This window comes from Sulfuritalea hydrogenivorans sk43H, from assembly GCF_000828635.1.
In the GTDB taxonomy this organism is placed as follows: domain Bacteria; phylum Pseudomonadota; class Gammaproteobacteria; order Burkholderiales; family Rhodocyclaceae; genus Sulfuritalea; species Sulfuritalea hydrogenivorans.
The window spans coordinates 3,626,888-3,643,938 of record NZ_AP012547.1; the positions used below are offsets into that span (position 1 = coordinate 3,626,888).

General features: G+C 64.1%; 15 protein-coding genes. 12 read left to right on the top strand and 3 right to left on the bottom strand.

The annotated features are described in order from the left end of the window. Positions 1 to 13: 13 nt before the first annotated feature. The 3 genes from SUTH_RS18735 to SUTH_RS17210 form a co-directional block, all read right to left on the bottom strand. Positions 14 to 4,570 carry a beta strand repeat-containing protein gene (locus tag SUTH_RS18735; RefSeq protein ID WP_052473751.1) on the bottom strand — a complete coding sequence of 1,519 codons (4,557 nt, stop codon included), beginning with the start codon at positions 4,568 to 4,570 and terminating at the stop codon, positions 14 to 16. Positions 4,571 to 4,677: 107 nt separating this feature from the next. Then, positions 4,678 to 6,318 (bottom strand): ShlB/FhaC/HecB family hemolysin secretion/activation protein, encoded by a 1,641-nt coding sequence (locus SUTH_RS17205; protein ID WP_148312969.1) that lies wholly within the window; start codon positions 6,316 to 6,318, stop codon positions 4,678 to 4,680. Positions 6,319 to 6,757: 439 nt separating this feature from the next. Beyond that, the gene (locus SUTH_RS17210; RefSeq protein ID WP_052473752.1) at positions 6,758 to 7,777 is read right to left on the bottom strand and encodes a coiled-coil domain-containing protein; all 1,020 of its coding nucleotides are present in this window, start codon (positions 7,775 to 7,777) and stop codon (positions 6,758 to 6,760) included. A gap of 89 nt (positions 7,778 to 7,866) precedes the next feature. On the opposite strand from SUTH_RS17210, the gene cutA reads away from it, so the two are divergent. The 12 genes from cutA (at position 7,867) to lptB (ending at position 17,036) form a co-directional block, all read left to right on the top strand. After that, the gene (cutA, locus tag SUTH_RS17215) at positions 7,867 to 8,235 is read left to right on the top strand and encodes a divalent-cation tolerance protein CutA (protein ID WP_041101010.1); all 369 of its coding nucleotides are present in this window, start codon (positions 7,867 to 7,869) and stop codon (positions 8,233 to 8,235) included. Then, complete coding sequence (dsbD, locus tag SUTH_RS17220) at positions 8,229 to 10,022, top strand: protein-disulfide reductase DsbD (RefSeq protein ID WP_052473753.1); 1,794 nt, start codon at positions 8,229 to 8,231, stop codon at positions 10,020 to 10,022. Before cutA ends, dsbD begins: the two co-directional genes overlap by 7 nt. A 15-nt stretch (positions 10,023 to 10,037) precedes the next feature. Further along, positions 10,038 to 10,634 (top strand): riboflavin synthase, encoded by a 597-nt coding sequence (locus SUTH_RS17225; RefSeq protein ID WP_041101012.1) that lies wholly within the window; start codon positions 10,038 to 10,040, stop codon positions 10,632 to 10,634. Between the two features lie 33 nt (positions 10,635 to 10,667). Then, positions 10,668 to 11,774 carry a bifunctional 3,4-dihydroxy-2-butanone-4-phosphate synthase/GTP cyclohydrolase II gene (ribBA, locus tag SUTH_RS17230; RefSeq protein ID WP_041101014.1) on the top strand — a complete coding sequence of 369 codons (1,107 nt, stop codon included), beginning with the start codon at positions 10,668 to 10,670 and terminating at the stop codon, positions 11,772 to 11,774. A 2-nt stretch (positions 11,775 to 11,776) separates the two neighbouring features. Next, a complete protein-coding gene (ribH, locus tag SUTH_RS17235) occupies positions 11,777 to 12,229 on the top strand; it encodes a 6,7-dimethyl-8-ribityllumazine synthase (protein ID WP_041102551.1) in 453 nt (150 codons plus the stop codon). After that, positions 12,229 to 12,663: a transcription antitermination factor NusB gene (nusB, locus tag SUTH_RS17240; protein ID WP_041101016.1), complete on the top strand. Its 435-nt coding sequence runs from the start codon at positions 12,229 to 12,231 to the stop codon at positions 12,661 to 12,663. The genes ribH and nusB overlap by 1 nt, the downstream gene beginning before the upstream one ends. A gap of 16 nt (positions 12,664 to 12,679) precedes the next feature. Further along, on the top strand, positions 12,680 to 13,642 hold the full coding sequence (gene thiL, locus SUTH_RS17245) for a thiamine-phosphate kinase (RefSeq protein ID WP_041101017.1): 963 nt from the start codon (positions 12,680 to 12,682) through the stop codon (positions 13,640 to 13,642). A 10-nt stretch (positions 13,643 to 13,652) separates the two neighbouring features. Further along, on the top strand, positions 13,653 to 14,150 hold the full coding sequence (locus SUTH_RS17250) for a phosphatidylglycerophosphatase A family protein (RefSeq protein WP_231851063.1): 498 nt from the start codon (positions 13,653 to 13,655) through the stop codon (positions 14,148 to 14,150). Next, a complete protein-coding gene (locus SUTH_RS17255) occupies positions 14,150 to 14,641 on the top strand; it encodes a CinA family protein (protein WP_041101019.1) in 492 nt (163 codons plus the stop codon). The genes SUTH_RS17250 and SUTH_RS17255 overlap by 1 nt, the downstream gene beginning before the upstream one ends. Before the next feature lie 68 nt (positions 14,642 to 14,709). Further along, positions 14,710 to 15,732 carry a recombinase RecA gene (gene recA / locus SUTH_RS17260; protein WP_041101021.1) on the top strand — a complete coding sequence of 341 codons (1,023 nt, stop codon included), beginning with the start codon at positions 14,710 to 14,712 and terminating at the stop codon, positions 15,730 to 15,732. A 7-nt stretch (positions 15,733 to 15,739) separates the two neighbouring features. Beyond that, entirely contained in the window at positions 15,740 to 16,186 is a 447-nt protein-coding gene (locus SUTH_RS17265; protein WP_041101024.1) for a regulatory protein RecX, read from the top strand. A gap of 112 nt (positions 16,187 to 16,298) precedes the next feature. Beyond that, positions 16,299 to 17,036 (top strand): LPS export ABC transporter ATP-binding protein, encoded by a 738-nt coding sequence (gene lptB / locus SUTH_RS17270; RefSeq protein ID WP_041101026.1) that lies wholly within the window; start codon positions 16,299 to 16,301, stop codon positions 17,034 to 17,036. Positions 17,037 to 17,051 lie beyond the last annotated feature (15 nt).

Here is a 17,051-nt window from a genome sequence, read left to right on the forward strand (position 1 = left end):
GCTTCCCTCCGGCTTACGAGCACTGGGCAACTTTCTTCTGGCCTGGCTTGTCATCTTTTTTCCCGTCCTTGCCATTGTCCGCTTTCTTGTCTTTGTCCTTGTCGTCTTTCTTGTCATCTTTCTTGTCGCCGTTGCCGCCGCTGTCGTCGCCGCCGAAGCTGCCTTCGGTGCCGCCCGCGGTGGTGCCACCCGTCCCGCTTCCCGGCTGGGTCCCGCCCGGCCCGGTGATTTCAAAGCTCGGCGGCGGTTTGTCGATCGGGGTATCGGTGGGGGGCGGGGGTTTGCACAGGCTCGGACTGAGGACGCAGATGTCCAGGGTGGTTCCGGAGTAGGCGATTTGCAGGCCGGCGCCCGCGACGGCCGGCGTGCTGGTGTTCACGGCAAAGAAGCCGCTGCCGCCCACCACCGTGGTGGTGGTCTCTTTGCCGTCGATCATGACGCCGCCGCTGCTGCGGCCGGCGAAGGCGAGGTGCGTGGTCGCCGGGATGCCGGTGCCGATGTCGGACAGGATGTAGGAGGGCGAGTAGCCGACCGTGCCGTCGTTCAGCACCAGCGTCGAGGCGGATCCCATCAGGTCCAGATACACGTCGTTGGCGGCGTTGATGTGCGCGCCGTTGTTCAGCTTCAGGTTGCCTCCCACCAGGATGCTGGCGTCAGGGAAGTACGCCACCGACTGGTTGTAGCCCGCCCAGATGTAGCCGCCGTAGCTGGCGTTGCCAATGTTGAGATTGCCTCCCACCATCAGTTCCAGGTCGCCTGTCGTCGTCTTGATATACCCGCCGTTGATGGTGACGTCGTTCGCTACGACGCCCACCAAGCTGTTGGTGGCGTGGATGCCGCTGCCGTTGCCGACGGTCAGGCTGCCGGCGACCAAGCCGACATCCAGTGCGGAGACGCTGCTATTGACGGCGACGGCGCTGCCGGCGACAAGAAGATCGGCTGTGGTGGTGACCGGCGCAGCAATGTTGACCGTCGATCCCGCCAGCAAAAGGTCGTTGTTGCCCACACTGAGCGCCCCGGATATGGCCAGCAAACCGCTCGCACCAAGACCGATGGAACCGGCGCCACCGGTGTTGAAGGTGGCGGAGGAATAATTCAATCCATCGTTGCTCACAAGGCTGATGTCACCGCCGTACAGTGCCGTCAGGGAAAAGCTTCCTGTTGCCGTCAGGGTTCCGGTACCGGTGAAGTTCTGCGTAAAACTCGCGGACGTTCCGGCGGAAGCATTGTCGGTAAGCGTTACAGAGCTCGGTTGAGCGGCGCTGGTATTGGCAATGCGGATGCCGCCGTTGGCGGAGCCGCCATCTACCTGGGCAACAATGCTGCTTGTTGCGGCGACATCAGCGCTGATGGCCAGACTCCCGGCGGATCCTCCATAAAGGCTTTGCAGACTGACCGTCGGCCCGCTGATATTGATGGCACTGCCGTTGTTGTCGTGGATGTCGTAAAACGCCGCGATAACGGCTCCCCCGGTGCCGGAGTTAATCGTTCCCAGTCCGACGCTCTGCGCTTTGAACGTGACGAGCCCGGTACTCGTGGTAGCGTCGAAGTTGTCGACCCGGTTCTCGATACTCAACAAATCAACCGGTCCGGCCCCGGTCGCTGTCGCGGTAAGCCAGTCGGTGACGATCATGCCGCCAGCGGTCTGGAAGACCCCGGGGCCTGTGCCCGTGGAATCAAGCAGTACCGAGCCGCCCATGCCATAGCCGGTACCAATGAGACCCTTGCCCAGCGTCATGCTGCCGGTGCCGCCCACTCCCGAATGCAGGCTGATCGTGCCCCCCGCCTTGCTACCGATGCGATCCGCCAACGCGTTGGCACTATTCAGCGTAATGGCACGGCTATTAATGACGAGATTCACTGGGGTGTTATTCGCGCCGCCGATCAGGGCCATCGAACCACCATCCTGACCTATGGCACCGCCAGTAAGCGTCAGGTCACCGCCGACATTGAGCGTGACATTGACAAGGCTGCCGGCATCGGAGCCGATAACGGCTGGCGCCAGCCATTTGAGAGTATTGGGCGTGGAATCGGCATAGGTCAATGCAGCGCCTTGCGCCGCTGTCGAACCGCCAGTCAGCGTGAGGTTGCCGGTGGTGCTGACGGTGACCGATGACTTGCCGCCGATATAGGCGCCACCGTAGGCCGCACTGCCGCCATTGAGGGCAATGCTTGCCGCCGAGACACTCAGGTTGCCGTCGGCGCTGATGCCGGCGTCATTGCTCACCTCAAGGTCGGGACCGAAATACACGCCGCCGCTGGTGCCGCCGGTAATGGTGATTGCGCCGCTGGCCGTCACGTTCGACGTCGACTTGGATTCGATGCCGGCCCAGTTGCCGTTGCCGCCGCCGCCGCCCGTAATCGTGATCGCCGTGGCGTTAATGGTCTGGGCGCCGGTGCTGCGAATCTGGGCCTCGTTGTGCGTGGCGCAGCTCGCGCAAATCAGCGTCTGCCCCGGACCGCCGTAATCGTTGTAGGACGACCCGCCGTAGGTTGCGGTGCCGGTACCGGCTATCACGGAAATGGCCAGGCTGCCCGCGGTCTTGGTGATGGTCTGGGTGCCGCCCGCCTCGATCCGCGCCGCATTGCCGCCATATGTCGTATTGCTGTTGCTGCCCTGCAATTGAAGCGTGTTGGCGGCACTGCCGCTGAAGGTAATGACCTGGGAACCGTAGGTGGAAAGCCGCGCCTCGCCAACAGTGGAGGTCATCGTTACGCTGCCGTTTGCCGCGCCGGCGCCCACCGTGATGGTCTGGTTGCCTTGTGACATCAGACTGGCATTGGACGTAACGGCGTTGATGGTGATGGACTCCGCCCCGACACTCATGGTTCCACCGGCGGCGACCGCGGCATCGGTGATGCTCAAAGCGCCTTTGGCTTTGAGCACGATGCTGCCGCTGCCGGCGAGGTTGGTGCCGATGTTGGCTCCGGTATTGATGGTGATGTTGCCGGCGGTATTGGTGGCCGTCGGGCTGGCATATCCGCTCGCGGGCAGCCAGCCGGCTACCAGTGTCAGGTTGCCGGTGCCGGAATGATAGATCGATGCATTGTTGGCGAGAGTAATGTGCCGTTCTGCGAGCAATGAGAGGGAGTTGGCACTTCCGGACAGCACACCCGCACCGGTCACACTGATGTCGCCGCTGCCGTAACCCGTCGATGATGTTTGAATGACGACATTGGTGCTCGATAGCTGGCCATTGATGTAGTCCCAACCCATGGTCGAAGCACCATCCGTACCGCCGTCGAAGACTCCGCCATAGAAGCTGCCGTAGCTAGGGCCGCCATACGTCGTGACGATGGTGATGTCCGTCGGGTCGAGCAACAGCGTTCCGGTCTTGCCGTTGGGTGCAGAAGTGTCAACCGTCGCCAGGAAATCCAGATAGCGCTTTCCCGACGTCTCCACAAACCCGCCATCACCACCACTGGCGCCGCCGCGTGCGCTGATGCTGCCGTAGGCCCGCGTCGTGTCGTCCGCCCACACGATCACCGTGCCGCCAGCGCCGACTTCCGTGGCGTCCGCCTTCAGGCTCGCCTCCGGTCCGAACCAGGTGATGTTCGCGTTCTGGATCTCCGGGTTCTTGCCCTGGTAGTCGCCGCCGACCTTGATCGTGCCGCCTCCGGTCGTCCCGCTGGCGTCGATGCTGGCCTTGTCCATCACCGCCACCCGGTTGCCCAGCACTTCCACTTGTCCGCCCTTGGTGCCGGTGGTGACGATGCGACCGTTGCCGTCGACATAGGCGTCCTGGCTGGCCTTGAGGAATATCCTGCCGCCTTCATTGACGACGCTGCTGGCGTTGAGCGTGCCGCTGTTCTTGACGATGACGCCGGCGATGCCGATGCGGCCGGCTTCGGCCGTGATGGTGCCAAGGTTGGTGGCGTTGCCGGTCGCGCCGGTGATGTCAACCTTGATGCCGGGCAGGGCGCTGTCGATCAGGCTGACGGTCTGGCCGGCGGCCAGTATCGTTTCGCCGCCCGGGGTGGTGATGATGCCGCTGTTGGCTTCGCCGGCGACGCTTTCGTTTTTGACGTTGGCGCCGATGAGATAGACGCTGCCGCCGGCGGGCGTCCTGATTTCGCCCTGGTTGATGACGTCCTTGGCGGTGCCGTCGTTGATGAACAGGTGCCGTCCGGCGAGGAAGTCTTCATTCCGGATGTTGAGCGTGCTGGCGACAAAGGCGGCGGTGTCGACCCGTCCGCCGGCGCCAACCATGATGCCGGCCGGGTTGATGAGCCAGACCCGGCCGTTGGAGCTCAGGGTGCCGTAGATCGCCGTGGGGTCGCTCAAGACCCGGTTGAGGACGCTGGAGGAGGCGGAGCTTTGCTGGAAATGCGTCTTCTCGCCGGCGGCGATCGAAAACTTGTCCCAGTGGATGATGGCGCCGTTGCTGTTGGTGACCGTCAGCACGTTGCCGACCTGGTTGAAACTCGCCGTGCCATTGACGACCGTCGGATTGACCGGGTTGGACAGCGCCGGTGCCGCAAGAAAACACGCGGCTACCGCGACAACTCCCAGTCTCACCGGCGTCATCAACCGACCCGTCTGCTTGCGGGGTGGGTTCGTGTTGTTCATCTGCAAACTCCAGGGGCGGGACAGCCGCCCTTTCAATTCAAATTTATAGCCCTAAAACCACTTGCCGGCGAGGGAGAAAGTCACATCCGGAGCAAGCGAGCCTCTGATCAGAAGCCGAAGGCGAGGCCGAAGTGACCGCGGATGTCGCCGGGCTTGGCTGCCTCGGCGGTTCCCGGTCCCGGCTGATGGCCTTCCAGGACACGGGCAATGTCGAAGCGGGCCGAAATATCCTTTTTCAGGTTGTAACGCAAGCCAATACCGGCCGATGAGACGTTGGTGCGGGCGAAGGTAGTCGCTGCCAGGTTATGCCCGCTGGCCCAGTCGTAAAAGACGACGCCCTTGAGCGAACCTTCGACACCCAGCTTGCTCGCATAGTCGGGCGAATAAAGTTCGAGGTTTGCCACAAAGCCGCGATCCGCCGCGACTGCCCGCTCGAGGAAACCGCGCACGGTAGTGCTGCCCGTCAGGCCAATCTGCTCAGGTGCGGGAAGCGGGTTCTGCGCATATTGCCCGTTGAAGGCGGCGCGCCCCAGCCACTCGCCGGAAATCGCCGCCGAATAGCTGCCGCCCAGGCGCAAGGCAGTGAAGGTGTCCGAAGTCTGGCGGCCGGTGACGAAGGAATAGCGGTCGGTACCTGCCGTCCCGGCATAGTGACTACCCATCGGGAACATATGATGGACGAAGCCCGCATTGAAATCGATCGCCTCGCCGGGTTTCTGCCACTGCCCGCTATAGGTTGCGGTGATCGGACGGAGGGTATAGGGCGTGCAGCTTGCGGTGGTTCCGGGCGGGGTCGGTACGCCTGCGGTTGTGCAGCGCGAATTCATGTACTTGTAGTCGAATCCGAGCACCAGCTTGGAGGTGAACTCGCCGGCGCGCGGGAAAATATGGTTATAGCGCAAACCGAATACCTCGCCCTTGCCGTTGAGGGCCAGCGTGCCTCCGGGGGCCAGCACCGATGCCGGCGTGTTGGTGCTTGAATTACCGTAGATCACGTCGATGCTGTCGCCGATCGAATACAGCGGCAGGCGATAGCCGACGCTGTAAATATCCACCTTGACGCCACCCGGCGCATCCAGTGCCGTGGTGTAGGCCAGTGTCAGCACCTGGTCGCTGTTTCCCACATTCGCGTTCTGGTAGGAGACGCCCACCCGATGCTTGCCGCTGGCCTTGGTGCCGGTGTTGTCCAGCGTTACATAGACGCGATCGGGATCCTCTTCCTTGACCTCCACCTTGACATCGACCTTGCCTTCTTCTTCGCTGGTGGCGAGCGTCACTTCAAGCTGCTTGGCCGGGCTCTCGTTGCTGAGCTGGATGTTCTCGGAAAGCTGGCGCATGTTGGGCGCCGTACCCTCCTTCAGGTGCGGCAGGCTGGCACGAACATTCTCGTTGCTGAAATACTTGTTGCCGGTGATGGTGACCTTGCCGACGACGCCTTCGGTAACCTGCAACCGGACCACGCCGGTGGTGAGTTCCTGCTCCGGCACATAGACCTGCACGGTACCGTACCCGAGGCGGCGATATTCTCCTTCGAGGGCTTCCAGCGCCTTCTGCACATCGCCATAAATCTTGCGGCGGCCGACAAAGGGCGCCACCAGGTCCTGAACTTTTTCCTTCGGGAGAAGCGAATTCCCCTCGACCTGAAAACGCACAATGTCGAAACTGGTGTCCTGCGCGCCCGCATGATTCAGCGATCCGCCGACCAGAATGGCGGCAGCGGCCAACATTTTGGCAATCGCCTTCCTCATATACACATCCTCAATGAAATCATTTACATATCAAGCAATAGCTAAAGCTGTTTCTAGATAATCGCAAAACTAGCAGTTTTTCAGTCTATCAGCAATTCTCAAAGCCCCAAACTATTGGTGGCACAAGGAAAAACGTTGCTCGCGCGCAACGCTCGAAAGAGCTCACACGCTGAAAACAGGGCATTCAGTAAACAGAGGGAAGGGAATTGTTGTTGCCCGAACGAGGACAGGATAGTGAAGCTTATGCGCAGCGGTACTGCATTGAAATACAGAAGTTGGAGTATTCCTTATACCGGGAAACCCGTACATATCTTTCTGCCGCGCCGAAACGAGTCGCTTGTGATCCTGACGGGATTGGCTGGAAGAGCCCTGCTTCGGACACCTCCCCGCTTTCTTGCCGATTCTCCCGGGACTTGAGTCGGCCCTGACTCAAAGTCGGTCAGCGCAGCGTCGATCGGTCACGCGGCAGCGCGCGTTGCCCGCCAATGTCAATACTTGAAAGTCTGTCGTCGAGGCGCAGCTGCAACGGGTCCTGCCCGACCGACGACAGCCCCCAGAAGGGGCGCGGCACCTTGCCCAGCCACGTTCCGACCGCGATGCCGACCATCAGGGCCAGGGCCGTGCCGGCAAGCAAGCGACGATACGTCGGTGCCGGACGGCGATCCGGGGATGCCTTGCCGTTTGACGCCTCGGGCGATGGCGCGGATGCCCGGACGGCCGCCAGCGCGTTGGCGGTTTTCTGGTGGCGGGCTGCCGCCGTTGCGGCTTCGTCTTCAGCCGCCATGCGTTCGGCCCGCGCCATGCTCGCCTCATGTTCGGCCTGGAGGCGCGCGGCAGCGGCGTGTCCGGCTTCGGCTTCCTGTTCGGCACGGCGCTGCGCCTCCCGCGCCGCCTCTTTTTCCGCGGCCATGCACGACAGGGCCGCGGCCTCGGCAACCTGCTCTGCGCGCAGCTTTTCGCTCGCCAGATTGGCCGCGCGCCGCTCGGCATCGACCCGCTCGCGAGTCAACCGGGCAAGCTCCTCCTGCTTGTTGGCGCGGGCTGTCGCGGCGATGGCAAGTTCCGAGGCAGCGAATTCACGGCGCTGGGCATCCGCCAGCGCACGCTGCTCCGCCTCGATCCGGGTGCGCAGGGCGACTTCGGCCAGGCGTTCGGCATGCGCCTGCTGTGCCGCCGCCGCCTCGGCCGCCGTCTCGGCGGCAGCACGGCTGATGGCGTGTTCCGCGGCGAGATCATCCGCCTGCTTGCGCCGTTGCGCAGCGGCAATGTGTTCAGCGGCCAGCAACTGCCTCGACTCGGCGGCGGCACGGGCGCGTTCTTCAGCGCCGGCACGGGCCAATGCGTCTGCCTCGGCGGCCCGCTCGGCGTCCGTGGCATTCGCGGCGGCGAAATTGCCGCTCGCGACAAATTCGCGGCGCAACCGCTCCGTATCCTTCAATCCCTGCAACAGTTTGCTCAAGCACGCTCCCGAATTCCGGACGCAATTTGAAGCCGCCGGTCGCGACAGCCTAACCCAGTCCCGGCACGGGCCGAAGGTAGAATAGGCCCATGGAAGTAGCCCAAACCCAGCGTCAGACCCTGCTCGTTTTCACCAACCTGCCGGACGAAGCCAGCGCCCATGCGCTGGCCACCGCGCTGGTGGTCGAGCGCGTGGCGGCCTGCGTCAATGTGCTTGCGCCTTGCCGCTCGGTCTACCACTGGCAGGGCAAGGTGGAGGAAGCGACGGAAATTCCTTTGCTGATCAAGACGACAGCCGGGTGCTACGCCGTACTGGAAGCGGCGATCCGCGCCCGCCATCCGTATGAACTTCCCGAGATCGTCGCGGTCCCAGTTGCCCATGGCCTGCCGGAGTACCTGGACTGGGTCGCCACCGAAACTCTGGTAGAACACCCTGACAGGAACCCGCCCACATGCTGATCCGCTTTCTGCTCCTGCTGCTGTTCGCCTTGACGGGCCTGGCTCGCGCCGAAGAACCCCTGCCTCCCGAACAGGCCTTTCGCTTCTCGGCGCGCGCAATCGATGCCAGGACGATCGAAGCGCGCTGGCAGATCACCGACCAGTACTACATGTACCGCGACAAGTTCAAGTTCGTGCTGGAAGGCGGCACGCTTGGTGCGGCAAAGCTGCCGCCCGGCAAGATCAAGGAAGACGAGATTTTCGGCAAGGTCGAGACCTACCGCAAGGAAGTGAAAATCCTGCTGCCGGTCGAAGCTACCGGTCCGGTCACGCTTAAAGCCATCTCGCAAGGCTGCTGGGATGGCGGCATCTGCTACCCGCCGATCAACCAGGAGGCGAAACTCGAACTGGCTGCCGCCGCGAGCACAATCGGGTCGACGGCTCCGCTGGCGACACCGGTCGCCGTGCCGCCAGCGCCGACTCCGGCAATGCCGGCGTCGGCCCCGCCCGTCGACGAAAGCTCGCGCATCGCCGGCCTGTTCAAGGGAGGCAATTTCGCCCTCGTGCTGCTCAGCTTCTTCGGCTTCGGTCTGCTGCTCTCGCTGACGCCCTGTGTCTTCCCGATGATCCCGATCCTGTCCGGCATCATCGTCAATCACGGACACGCGGTGAGCCATCTGCGTGCCTTCGTGCTGTCGCTGGCCTACGTGCTGGGCATGGCCGTCACCTATGCCGCGGTCGGCGTCGCCGCCGGACTTTCCGGCACCCTGCTCTCGGCCGCGCTGCAAAACGTCTGGGTGCTGGGCGGCTTCGCGCTGGTGTTCGTCGTGCTCTCGCTGTCGATGTTCGGCTTCTATGAGTTGCAGATGCCCTCGGTGCTGCAGAGCCGGGTTTCCGACACGGCCAACCGCCAGGGCGGGTCGCTGCCCGCCATCGCGCTGATGGGCGCGCTCTCGGCGCTGATCGTCGGCCCCTGCGTCGCCGCACCGCTGGCCGGGGCATTGCTGTACATCGCACAGACCGGCAACGCGACACTCGGCGGTGCGGCGCTGTTCGTCATGTCGCTCGGCATGGGGGCGCCGCTGCTGCTGGTCGGCGCCTTCTCGCGCTCGCTGCTGCCGAAGTCGGGGCCGTGGATGGAAGGCGTCAAGAAATTCTTCGGCGTCATCATGCTGGCCACCGCCTTGTGGCTGGTCTCGCCGGTGATTCCGCTGTGGCTGCAGATGCTCGGCTGGGCGCTGCTGATGGTGATCCCCGCGATCTTTCTGCACGCGCTCGACCCGCTGCCGCAGCATGCCCACGGCTGGCAACGCCTGGGCAAGGGGCTCGGTGTGATGCTGCTGCTCGGCGGCGCGGCGATGCTGATCGGCGTGTTGGGCGGCGCGAAAGATCCGCTGCAACCGCTCGGCTTCCTTGGTGGCGGCACGGCCGCCGTGTCGCCAGCGCCGACTTTCGAGCGCGTGGCGTCGATCGAGCGGCTCGATGCCAGGCTCGCCGAAGCGAAAGCCGCGGGCAAGCCCGTGATGCTGGATTTCTACGCCGACTGGTGCGTGAGCTGCAAGGAGATGGAGCGTTTCACCTTCGCCGACCCGCAAGTCGCCGCGCGCATGAAACAGATCGTGCTGCTGAAGGCGGATGTAACCGCCAACACCGCCGCCGACGCGGCGCTGCTCAAGCGCTTCGGCCTGTTCGGCCCGCCCGGCATAATCTTCTTCGACGCCGCCGGCCGCGAACTGAATGACTTGCGCGTCGTCGGCTTCCAGCCGGCGGAAAAGTTTCTGCCTACCCTCGAGCGCATCCTGCGCTAATTTTCAGGAGTTCCCATGTTCACGGGCATCATCACCGCCGTCGGAAAAATCAGCCATGTCCAGCCGCTCGAAAAGGGCCTGCGCCTCACCATCAAGGCACCCGGCCTCAAGCTCGGCGATGTTGCGCTGGGTGATTCGATCGCCCACGGCGGCGTCTGCCTGACCGTCATCGCGAAGAAGAAGGACAGCTATCAGGTCGATGTCTCGCGCGAGACGCTGGATTGCACGGTCGGCCTCGACGCGGCGGGCGGCGAAGTCAATCTGGAGAAGGCCATGCGCCTCTCGGATTTCATCGGCGGCCATCTGGTCTCGGGCCACGTCGACGGTGTCGGCGAGGTAGAGAAGTTCGAGCCGGTCGGCGAATCGCATGAACTGGTGATCAAGGCACCGAAGGGCCTGGCGAAATACATTGCGCGCAAGGGCTCGATCGTCGTCGATGGCGTCTCGCTGACGACAAATCGCGTCAAAGGCCGCAGGTTCTCCATCAACCTGATTCCGCACACCGTCGAAGTGACCGCGTTGAAACGCCTGCACCCCGGTGCGAAGGTCAATCTCGAAATCGACCTGATCGCACGCTACGTCGAACGCATGCTGTCGGCCGGCGCGGCGTAAAATGCACCCCTTCCAAATTTTGGTACTTCCGACATGAGCATCAGCCCCGTTCTCGATATCGTCGCCGACATGCGCGCCGGCCGCATGGTCATTCTGGTCGATGAAGAAGACCGCGAAAACGAAGGCGACCTGGTCCTCGCCGCCGACCATGTGACGCCCGAAGCGATCAACTTCATGGCCAAGCACGGGCGCGGCCTGATCTGCCTGACGCTGACCGAGGCGCGCTGCCGCCAGCTCGACCTGCCCCTGATGGTGCGCGACAACAAGGCCCAGCATGGCACCGCCTTCACCATGTCGATCGAGGCCGCCGAGGGCGTCACCACCGGCATCTCGGCGCAGGATCGTTCGCGCACGGTGCAAGCCGCCGTGGCGAAGAACGCCAAACCCGCCGACATCGTCCAGCCCGGCCACATCTTCCCGCTGATGGCGCAAAACGGCGGCGTGCTGGTGCGCGCCGGCCATACCGAAGCCGGCTGCGACTTCGCCGCGATGGCCGGCTGCGAACCCGCCGCCGTGATCTGCGAAATCCTCAAGGACGACGGCACCATGGCGCGCCTGCCGGACCTGCTCGAATTCGCCGCCGAGCACAAGCTCAAGATCGGCACCATCCGCGACCTGATCCAGCATCGTTCGGAAACCGAAAAGCTGATCGAGTGCGTCGCCGACAAACTGGTCGAAAGCGCGCAAGGCGCCTTCCGCCTGCGCGCCTTTGCCGACCGCAGCAGCGGCGACGTGCATCTGGCCCTGTCCTGCGGCGAGATCACCCCCGGCGAGGAAACCCTGGTGCGCGTGCATGAATCGATCTGCGTCATGGACTTCCTCGATCGCAACAATTGCCGCCACACCTACGGCGTCGATTTCGCGCTGCGCTCGATTGCGCAGGAAGGGCGCGGCGTGCTGGTACTGCTGCATCGCGCGGAATCCGGCAATGCCCTGCTGGCAGCCCTGAATGACGACAAGGCGACGCGGCCGGCACAGAAGTGGGACCCGCGCATCTATGGCATCGGCGCCCAGATATTGCGTGAAGTCGGCGTCGGCAAGATGCGCCTGATGGCCAGTCCGCGCAAGATGCCGAGCATGGCCGGCTTCGGGCTTGAAATCACCGGCTACTTCACGCCGACGGGAGAGAAGACGGCATGACTATTCGAGAACTGGAACCCAACATGGCCGGCCGCGGAATGCGCGTCGGCATCGCCCAGGCCCGTTTCAACGAGGACATCGGCGAGGGTCTGCGTTCGGGCTGCCTCGCCGAACTCGTTCGTCTCGGTGTCGCCGAGGCCGACATCACCTACGCCACCGTCCCCGGCGCACTGGAACTGCCGCTGACCCTGCAGGCGATGGCACAAAGCGGCCGCTTCGATGCGCTGGTGGCGCTGGGCGCGGTGATCCGCGGCGAGACCTATCATTTCGAGATCGTCTCCAACGAATCGGCGCGCGGCATCACCGACGTGCAGTTGAACACCGGCATCCCGATCGCCAATGCCGTGCTGACCACCGAGAACGACGACCAGGCGCTGGTGCGCATGGTGCAAAAGGGCACCGAGGCAGCGCAGGCCGCCATCGAAATGGCGAATCTTCTGAAGGCCGTAAAGTAGTGAGCAGCGGAAAATCGCCGCGCCGCCGCGCCCGCGAGTTCATCGTCCAGGGCCTCTACCAATGGCAGGTCGGCGGCCAGGACGAGGCGGCGATCCAGATGCAGGCGGAAGGCGTCGCCGGCTTTGACAAGGCCGATGGCGAGCTTTACACCACCCTGCTCGCCGAAGCCCGGCAGAACGTCGAAGCGCTGAAGCTCGAGCTGGCCCCGCACATCGACCGCAGCTGGGAGGAAGTGTCGCCGATCGAGCGCTGCATCCTGCTGCTCGGCGCCTGCGAACTCAAGCTGCATGTCGAAACGCCCTACCGCGTGATCATCAACGAGGCCATCGAACTGGCCAAGACCTTCGGCGGCACCGACGGCCACAAGTTCGTCAATGGCGTGCTGGACAAGCTGGCCGCGGTGTTGCGGCCGACGGAGATGCGGAAGCCCTGAGCGGCGGTTGCGATCCGTGCCCTCGGAATTCGAACTCATCGCGCGCTACTTCACGCGCGGCACCTCCCACACGAAGCTCGGCGTCGGCGACGACGGCGCGCTGATCGCCCCGACACCCGGCCAGGAACTGGTGATCTCGACCGACCTGCTGGTGGAAGGCACGCATTTTCTCGCCGACACCGATCCCGAAGCGCTGGGCTGGAAGACGCTGGCGGTGAATGTCTCCGACCTGGCCGCGATGGGCGCGCAGCCGCGCTGGGCGCTGCTGGCCGCCGTGCTGCCAGCGCCGACTCCCGACTGGATCGGGACCTTTGCGCGAGGCTTCTTCGAGTGCGCCAACCGCTACAACATCGACCTGATCGGCGGCGACACCACCCGCGGGCCGCGCGCTTTCTGCGTCACGATTCTGGGCGAAGCTCCGGCCGGGGAAGCGCTGCGGCGCGACGGCGCGCAAGCCGGCGATTCGATCTGGGTGTCGGGTTGGCCGGGACGTGCCGCGCTGGGGCTGGCCCATCTGCAGGGGCGCACGGTCCTCGTCGAACCGCAACTCGGCGAATGCCTCGCCGCGCTGCACCGTCCGCAGCCGCGCGTCGCCCTCGGCCTCGCGCTGCGTGGAGTGGCGACGGCGGCCATCGACGTTTCCGACGGGCTGCTGGCCGACCTCGGGCACATCCTCGAACAATCCGCGCGCGCCGCCCGGCTGCAGATCCCCGGCCTGCCCGCTGCGGGAATCGAGCGTGACTGCCTGCTGGCCGGCGGCGACGACTACGAACTGCTATTCACCGCACCGGCATCGCGCGACAGCGACATCGCCGCGCTGGCCGGCGAGCTGCGACTGCCGCTGACCCGCATCGGGCACATCACCGCGGGGCCGCCCGGTGAACTCGTCGTGTGCGACGATGACGGAACCGTCATCACGCCCGCACGACGCGGCTACGACCACTTTATGTCCCCGCTGGAAGCGGGGACGGTATCCTAGGATATCCAGCTTGGCAAAACTTCCCCCGCCTCCGCTCAAGTTCCTGTTCCATCACCCGGCACATTTCATCGCCTGCGGCATGGGCAGCGGGCTTTCCCGCTTCGCGCCGGGCACCGCCGGCACCGCCTTCGCCTGGCTGACGTTTCCCCTGCTGCGCATGTACCTGGAAAGCGACCTGGGCCTCGCGATCTTCCTCCTGCTGGCCTTTGCGGTCGGCGTCTCGGCCTGCCAGATCACCGGCCGCGCCCTCGGCGTGGTCGATCACGGCGCCATCGTCTGGGACGAAATCGTGCCCTTCTGGGCGGTGCTGATGCTGACGCCGCCCGAGCTGCTCTGGCAGTTGGCGGCCTTCCTCTGGTTTCGTTTCTACGACATCGTCAAACCGCAGCCGGCGAAGTTTTTCGACACGCGGGTGAAGAACGGCTTCGGCGTGATGATGGACGACGTCATCGCCGCCGGCTACACGGTGCTGACCATCGCCGTGTTCAAAGCCTTCCTGCCCTTCTGATGGACGCCGACCTCGTTGCCCTGTCGGAAGCCGTGGGTTCGGCGTGCCTCCAGCGCCGACTCCTGCTTGCCGCCGCAGAATCCTGCACCGGTGGCTGGACGGCACAAGTGATCACTCACACGGCGGGCAGTTCGGCATGGTTCGACCGGGGCTTCGTCACCTACAGCAACGAAGCCAAGCTCGAGTTGCTGGGCGTGGCGCCCGAAACCCTCCAACACTTCGGCGCCGTGAGCCCCGAAACGGCGACGGCCATGGCCGAAGGCGCACTGAAAAACTCCAAGGCGATGATTTCACTGGCTATTACCGGAATTGCCGGCCCCTCGGGTGGCTCACCTGGTAAGCCAGTGGGCACCGTATGCTTTGCCTGGTGTCGGGCGGGCGAAATCGCGGAATCGGAAACCGCGCATTTTGCCGGCGACCGCGAGGCAGTACGCCGCCAGGCGGTGGTTTTCTCCCTGCGCGGCCTGCTGGCACGACTCGACACTGCATGATCGGGCGGAGAGCGCAAAAACTGTGCCATCCATGCCATAATCGAAACAACTTTTGAAGGATGCACTTAATGGACGACAACAAGAGCAAGGCACTCCAGGCCGCCCTGGCCCAGATCGAAAAGCAGTTCGGCAAGGGCTCCATCATGAAAATGGGCGAAGGTCTCGCCACCGACGACATCCAGACCGTTTCCACCGGCTCGCTCGGGCTCGATATCGCCTTGGGCATAGGCGGCCTGCCGCGCGGCCGGGTGGTCGAGGTCTATGGACCGGAATCTTCCGGCAAGACCACCCTGTGCCTGCACGTCGTCGCCGAGATCCAGAAGGCCGGCGGCGTCGCCGCCTACATCGATGCAGAAAACGCGCTCGACCCCGGCTATGCCGCCAAGCTCGGCGTCAACGTGCCTGACCTGTTGATCTCGCAGCCCGACACCGGTGAACAGGGCCTGGAAATCACCGACATGCTGGTGCGCTCCGGCGGCGTCGACCTGATCGTGATCGACTCGGTCGCCGCGCTGACGCCGCGCGCCGAAATCGAGGGCGAAATGGGCGACCAGTTGCCCGGCCTGCAGGCGCGGCTGATGTCGCAGGCGCTGCGCAAGCTCACCGCCAACATCAAGCGCACCAACACGCTGGTGATCTTCATCAACCAGATCCGCATGAAGATCGGCGTCATGTTCGGCAACCCCGAGACCACCACCGGCGGCAACGCGCTCAAGTTCTACGCCTCGGTGCGCATGGACATCCGCCGCACCGGCGCCATCAAGAAGGGCGACGAAGTCATCGGCAACGAGACCAAGGTCAAGGTGGTCAAGAACAAGGTCGCGCCGCCCTTCCGCGAGGCCCATTTCGACATCCTCTACGGCGAGGGCATTTCGCGTCAGGGTGAAATCGTCGAACTCGGCGTCGAGCACAAGATCGTCGAAAAATCCGGCGCCTGGTATGCCTACAAGGGCGAGAAGATCGGCCAGGGCAAGGACAACGCACGCGAATTCCTGCGCGAGCATGCCGACATCGCGGTGGAGATCGAGAACCGCGTGCGCGAGGCCGTCGGCGTCGCCGCGCTGGGCAAACCGGCTACCTCTGCGGAGTAGCGGTGTCGTGAGCAGTCTGCGCCAGCGGGCGATTCGTTTGCTGGCGCAGCGTGAGCACACCAAACTTGAACTCGCACGCAAACTTGCCGCTCACGGCACTTCCGACGAAATAGATACCGTGCTGGCCGAACTGGAAACATCTCAGCTGCAATCCGACAGCCGCGCTGCCGAAAGCTATGTGCGCAGCCACGCCTCCCGCCTGGGCGCCTCGCGCCTGCGCCAGAACCTGAAAACCCGGGGCGTAAACGGCGAGTTGATCGATGTGCAACTGGCGCAAGGCGCATTGCCCGACGAACTCGAACGGGCGCGTGCCGTGTGGAGCAGGAAATTCTCCGCGGCGCCGGGCGACGCCCGGGAATGGGCGCGTCAGGCGCGCTTTCTGCAAAGCCGCGGTTTCGCCACCGACATCATCCGCCGCCTGCTCAAGGAACCGATGGGAGCTGCGGAAGAATGAGCGCCGCGCGCAGGGCCGCCCCAAGCCGACGCCAATCAAAACAACGGAGGCTGCAACAGCAGCCGAACAACCGTCACCCCCGCCCCGCGGGCGGGGGCTGGGGGGTGGGTCAATGAGCGCCACGCTCTCGGCACACAACCTGCGCAAGAAGTACAAGTCGCGAACGGTGGTGACCGACGTGTCCTTCGAGGTCGCCGCCGGCGAAGTCGTGGGTTTGCTGGGTCCCAACGGCGCCGGCAAGACCACCTGCTTCTACATGATCGTCGGCCTGGTCGCCGCCGACGGCGGCGAGATTCGGGTGGAAAGCGAAGGCGAGCAGTTGCGCCTGACCCACATGCCGATCCACCAGCGCGCCAAGCTGGGCCTGTCCTACCTGCCGCAGGAAAACTCGGTGTTCAGGAAGCTCACGGTCTCCGAGAACGTGCGTGCCGTGCTGGAACTGCAAGGTCTCGACGACGCCGCGATGGAAGAGCGCGAAGAAACCCTGCTGCAGGAACTGCACATCACCCACATCCGCAAGAACCTGGCGGCTTCGCTTTCCGGCGGCGAGCGCCGCCGCGTCGAAATCGCCCGGGCGCTGGCCACCAGTCCGCGCTTCATCCTGCTCGACGAGCCCTTTGCCGGCGTCGACCCGATTGCCGTGATCGACATCCAGAAGATCATCCGTTACCTGAAGGAAAGCGGCATCGGCGTGCTGATCACCGATCACAATGTGCGGGAAACCCTGGGCATCTGCGATCGCGCCACCATCATCAACGCCGGCGAAGTGCTTGCCGCTGGACAACCGGCCGAGATAGTCGATAATGAAAGTGTGCGTCGGGTTTATCTCGGCGAGCACTTCAGAATGTAACTACAAGAACAAGAA

What these genes read in the sequence shown, in the direction of transcription:
- SUTH_RS18735 (WP_052473751.1), bottom strand. Translation starts at nt 4,570, where the DNA reads ATGAACAACACGAACCCACCCCGCAAGCAGACGGGTCGGTTGATGACG.
- SUTH_RS17205 (WP_148312969.1), bottom strand. Translation starts at nt 6,318, where the DNA reads ATGAGGAAGGCGATTGCCAAAATGTTGGCCGCTGCCGCCATTCTGGTC.
- cutA (WP_041101010.1), top strand. Translation starts at nt 7,867, where the DNA reads ATGGAAGTAGCCCAAACCCAGCGTCAGACCCTGCTCGTTTTCACCAAC.
- dsbD (WP_052473753.1), top strand. Translation starts at nt 8,229, where the DNA reads ATGCTGATCCGCTTTCTGCTCCTGCTGCTGTTCGCCTTGACGGGCCTG.
- SUTH_RS17225 (WP_041101012.1), top strand. Translation starts at nt 10,038, where the DNA reads ATGTTCACGGGCATCATCACCGCCGTCGGAAAAATCAGCCATGTCCAG.
- ribBA (WP_041101014.1), top strand. Translation starts at nt 10,668, where the DNA reads ATGAGCATCAGCCCCGTTCTCGATATCGTCGCCGACATGCGCGCCGGC.
- SUTH_RS17255 (WP_041101019.1), top strand. Translation starts at nt 14,150, where the DNA reads ATGGACGCCGACCTCGTTGCCCTGTCGGAAGCCGTGGGTTCGGCGTGC.
- recA (WP_041101021.1), top strand. Translation starts at nt 14,710, where the DNA reads ATGGACGACAACAAGAGCAAGGCACTCCAGGCCGCCCTGGCCCAGATC.
- lptB (WP_041101026.1), top strand. Translation starts at nt 16,299, where the DNA reads ATGAGCGCCACGCTCTCGGCACACAACCTGCGCAAGAAGTACAAGTCG.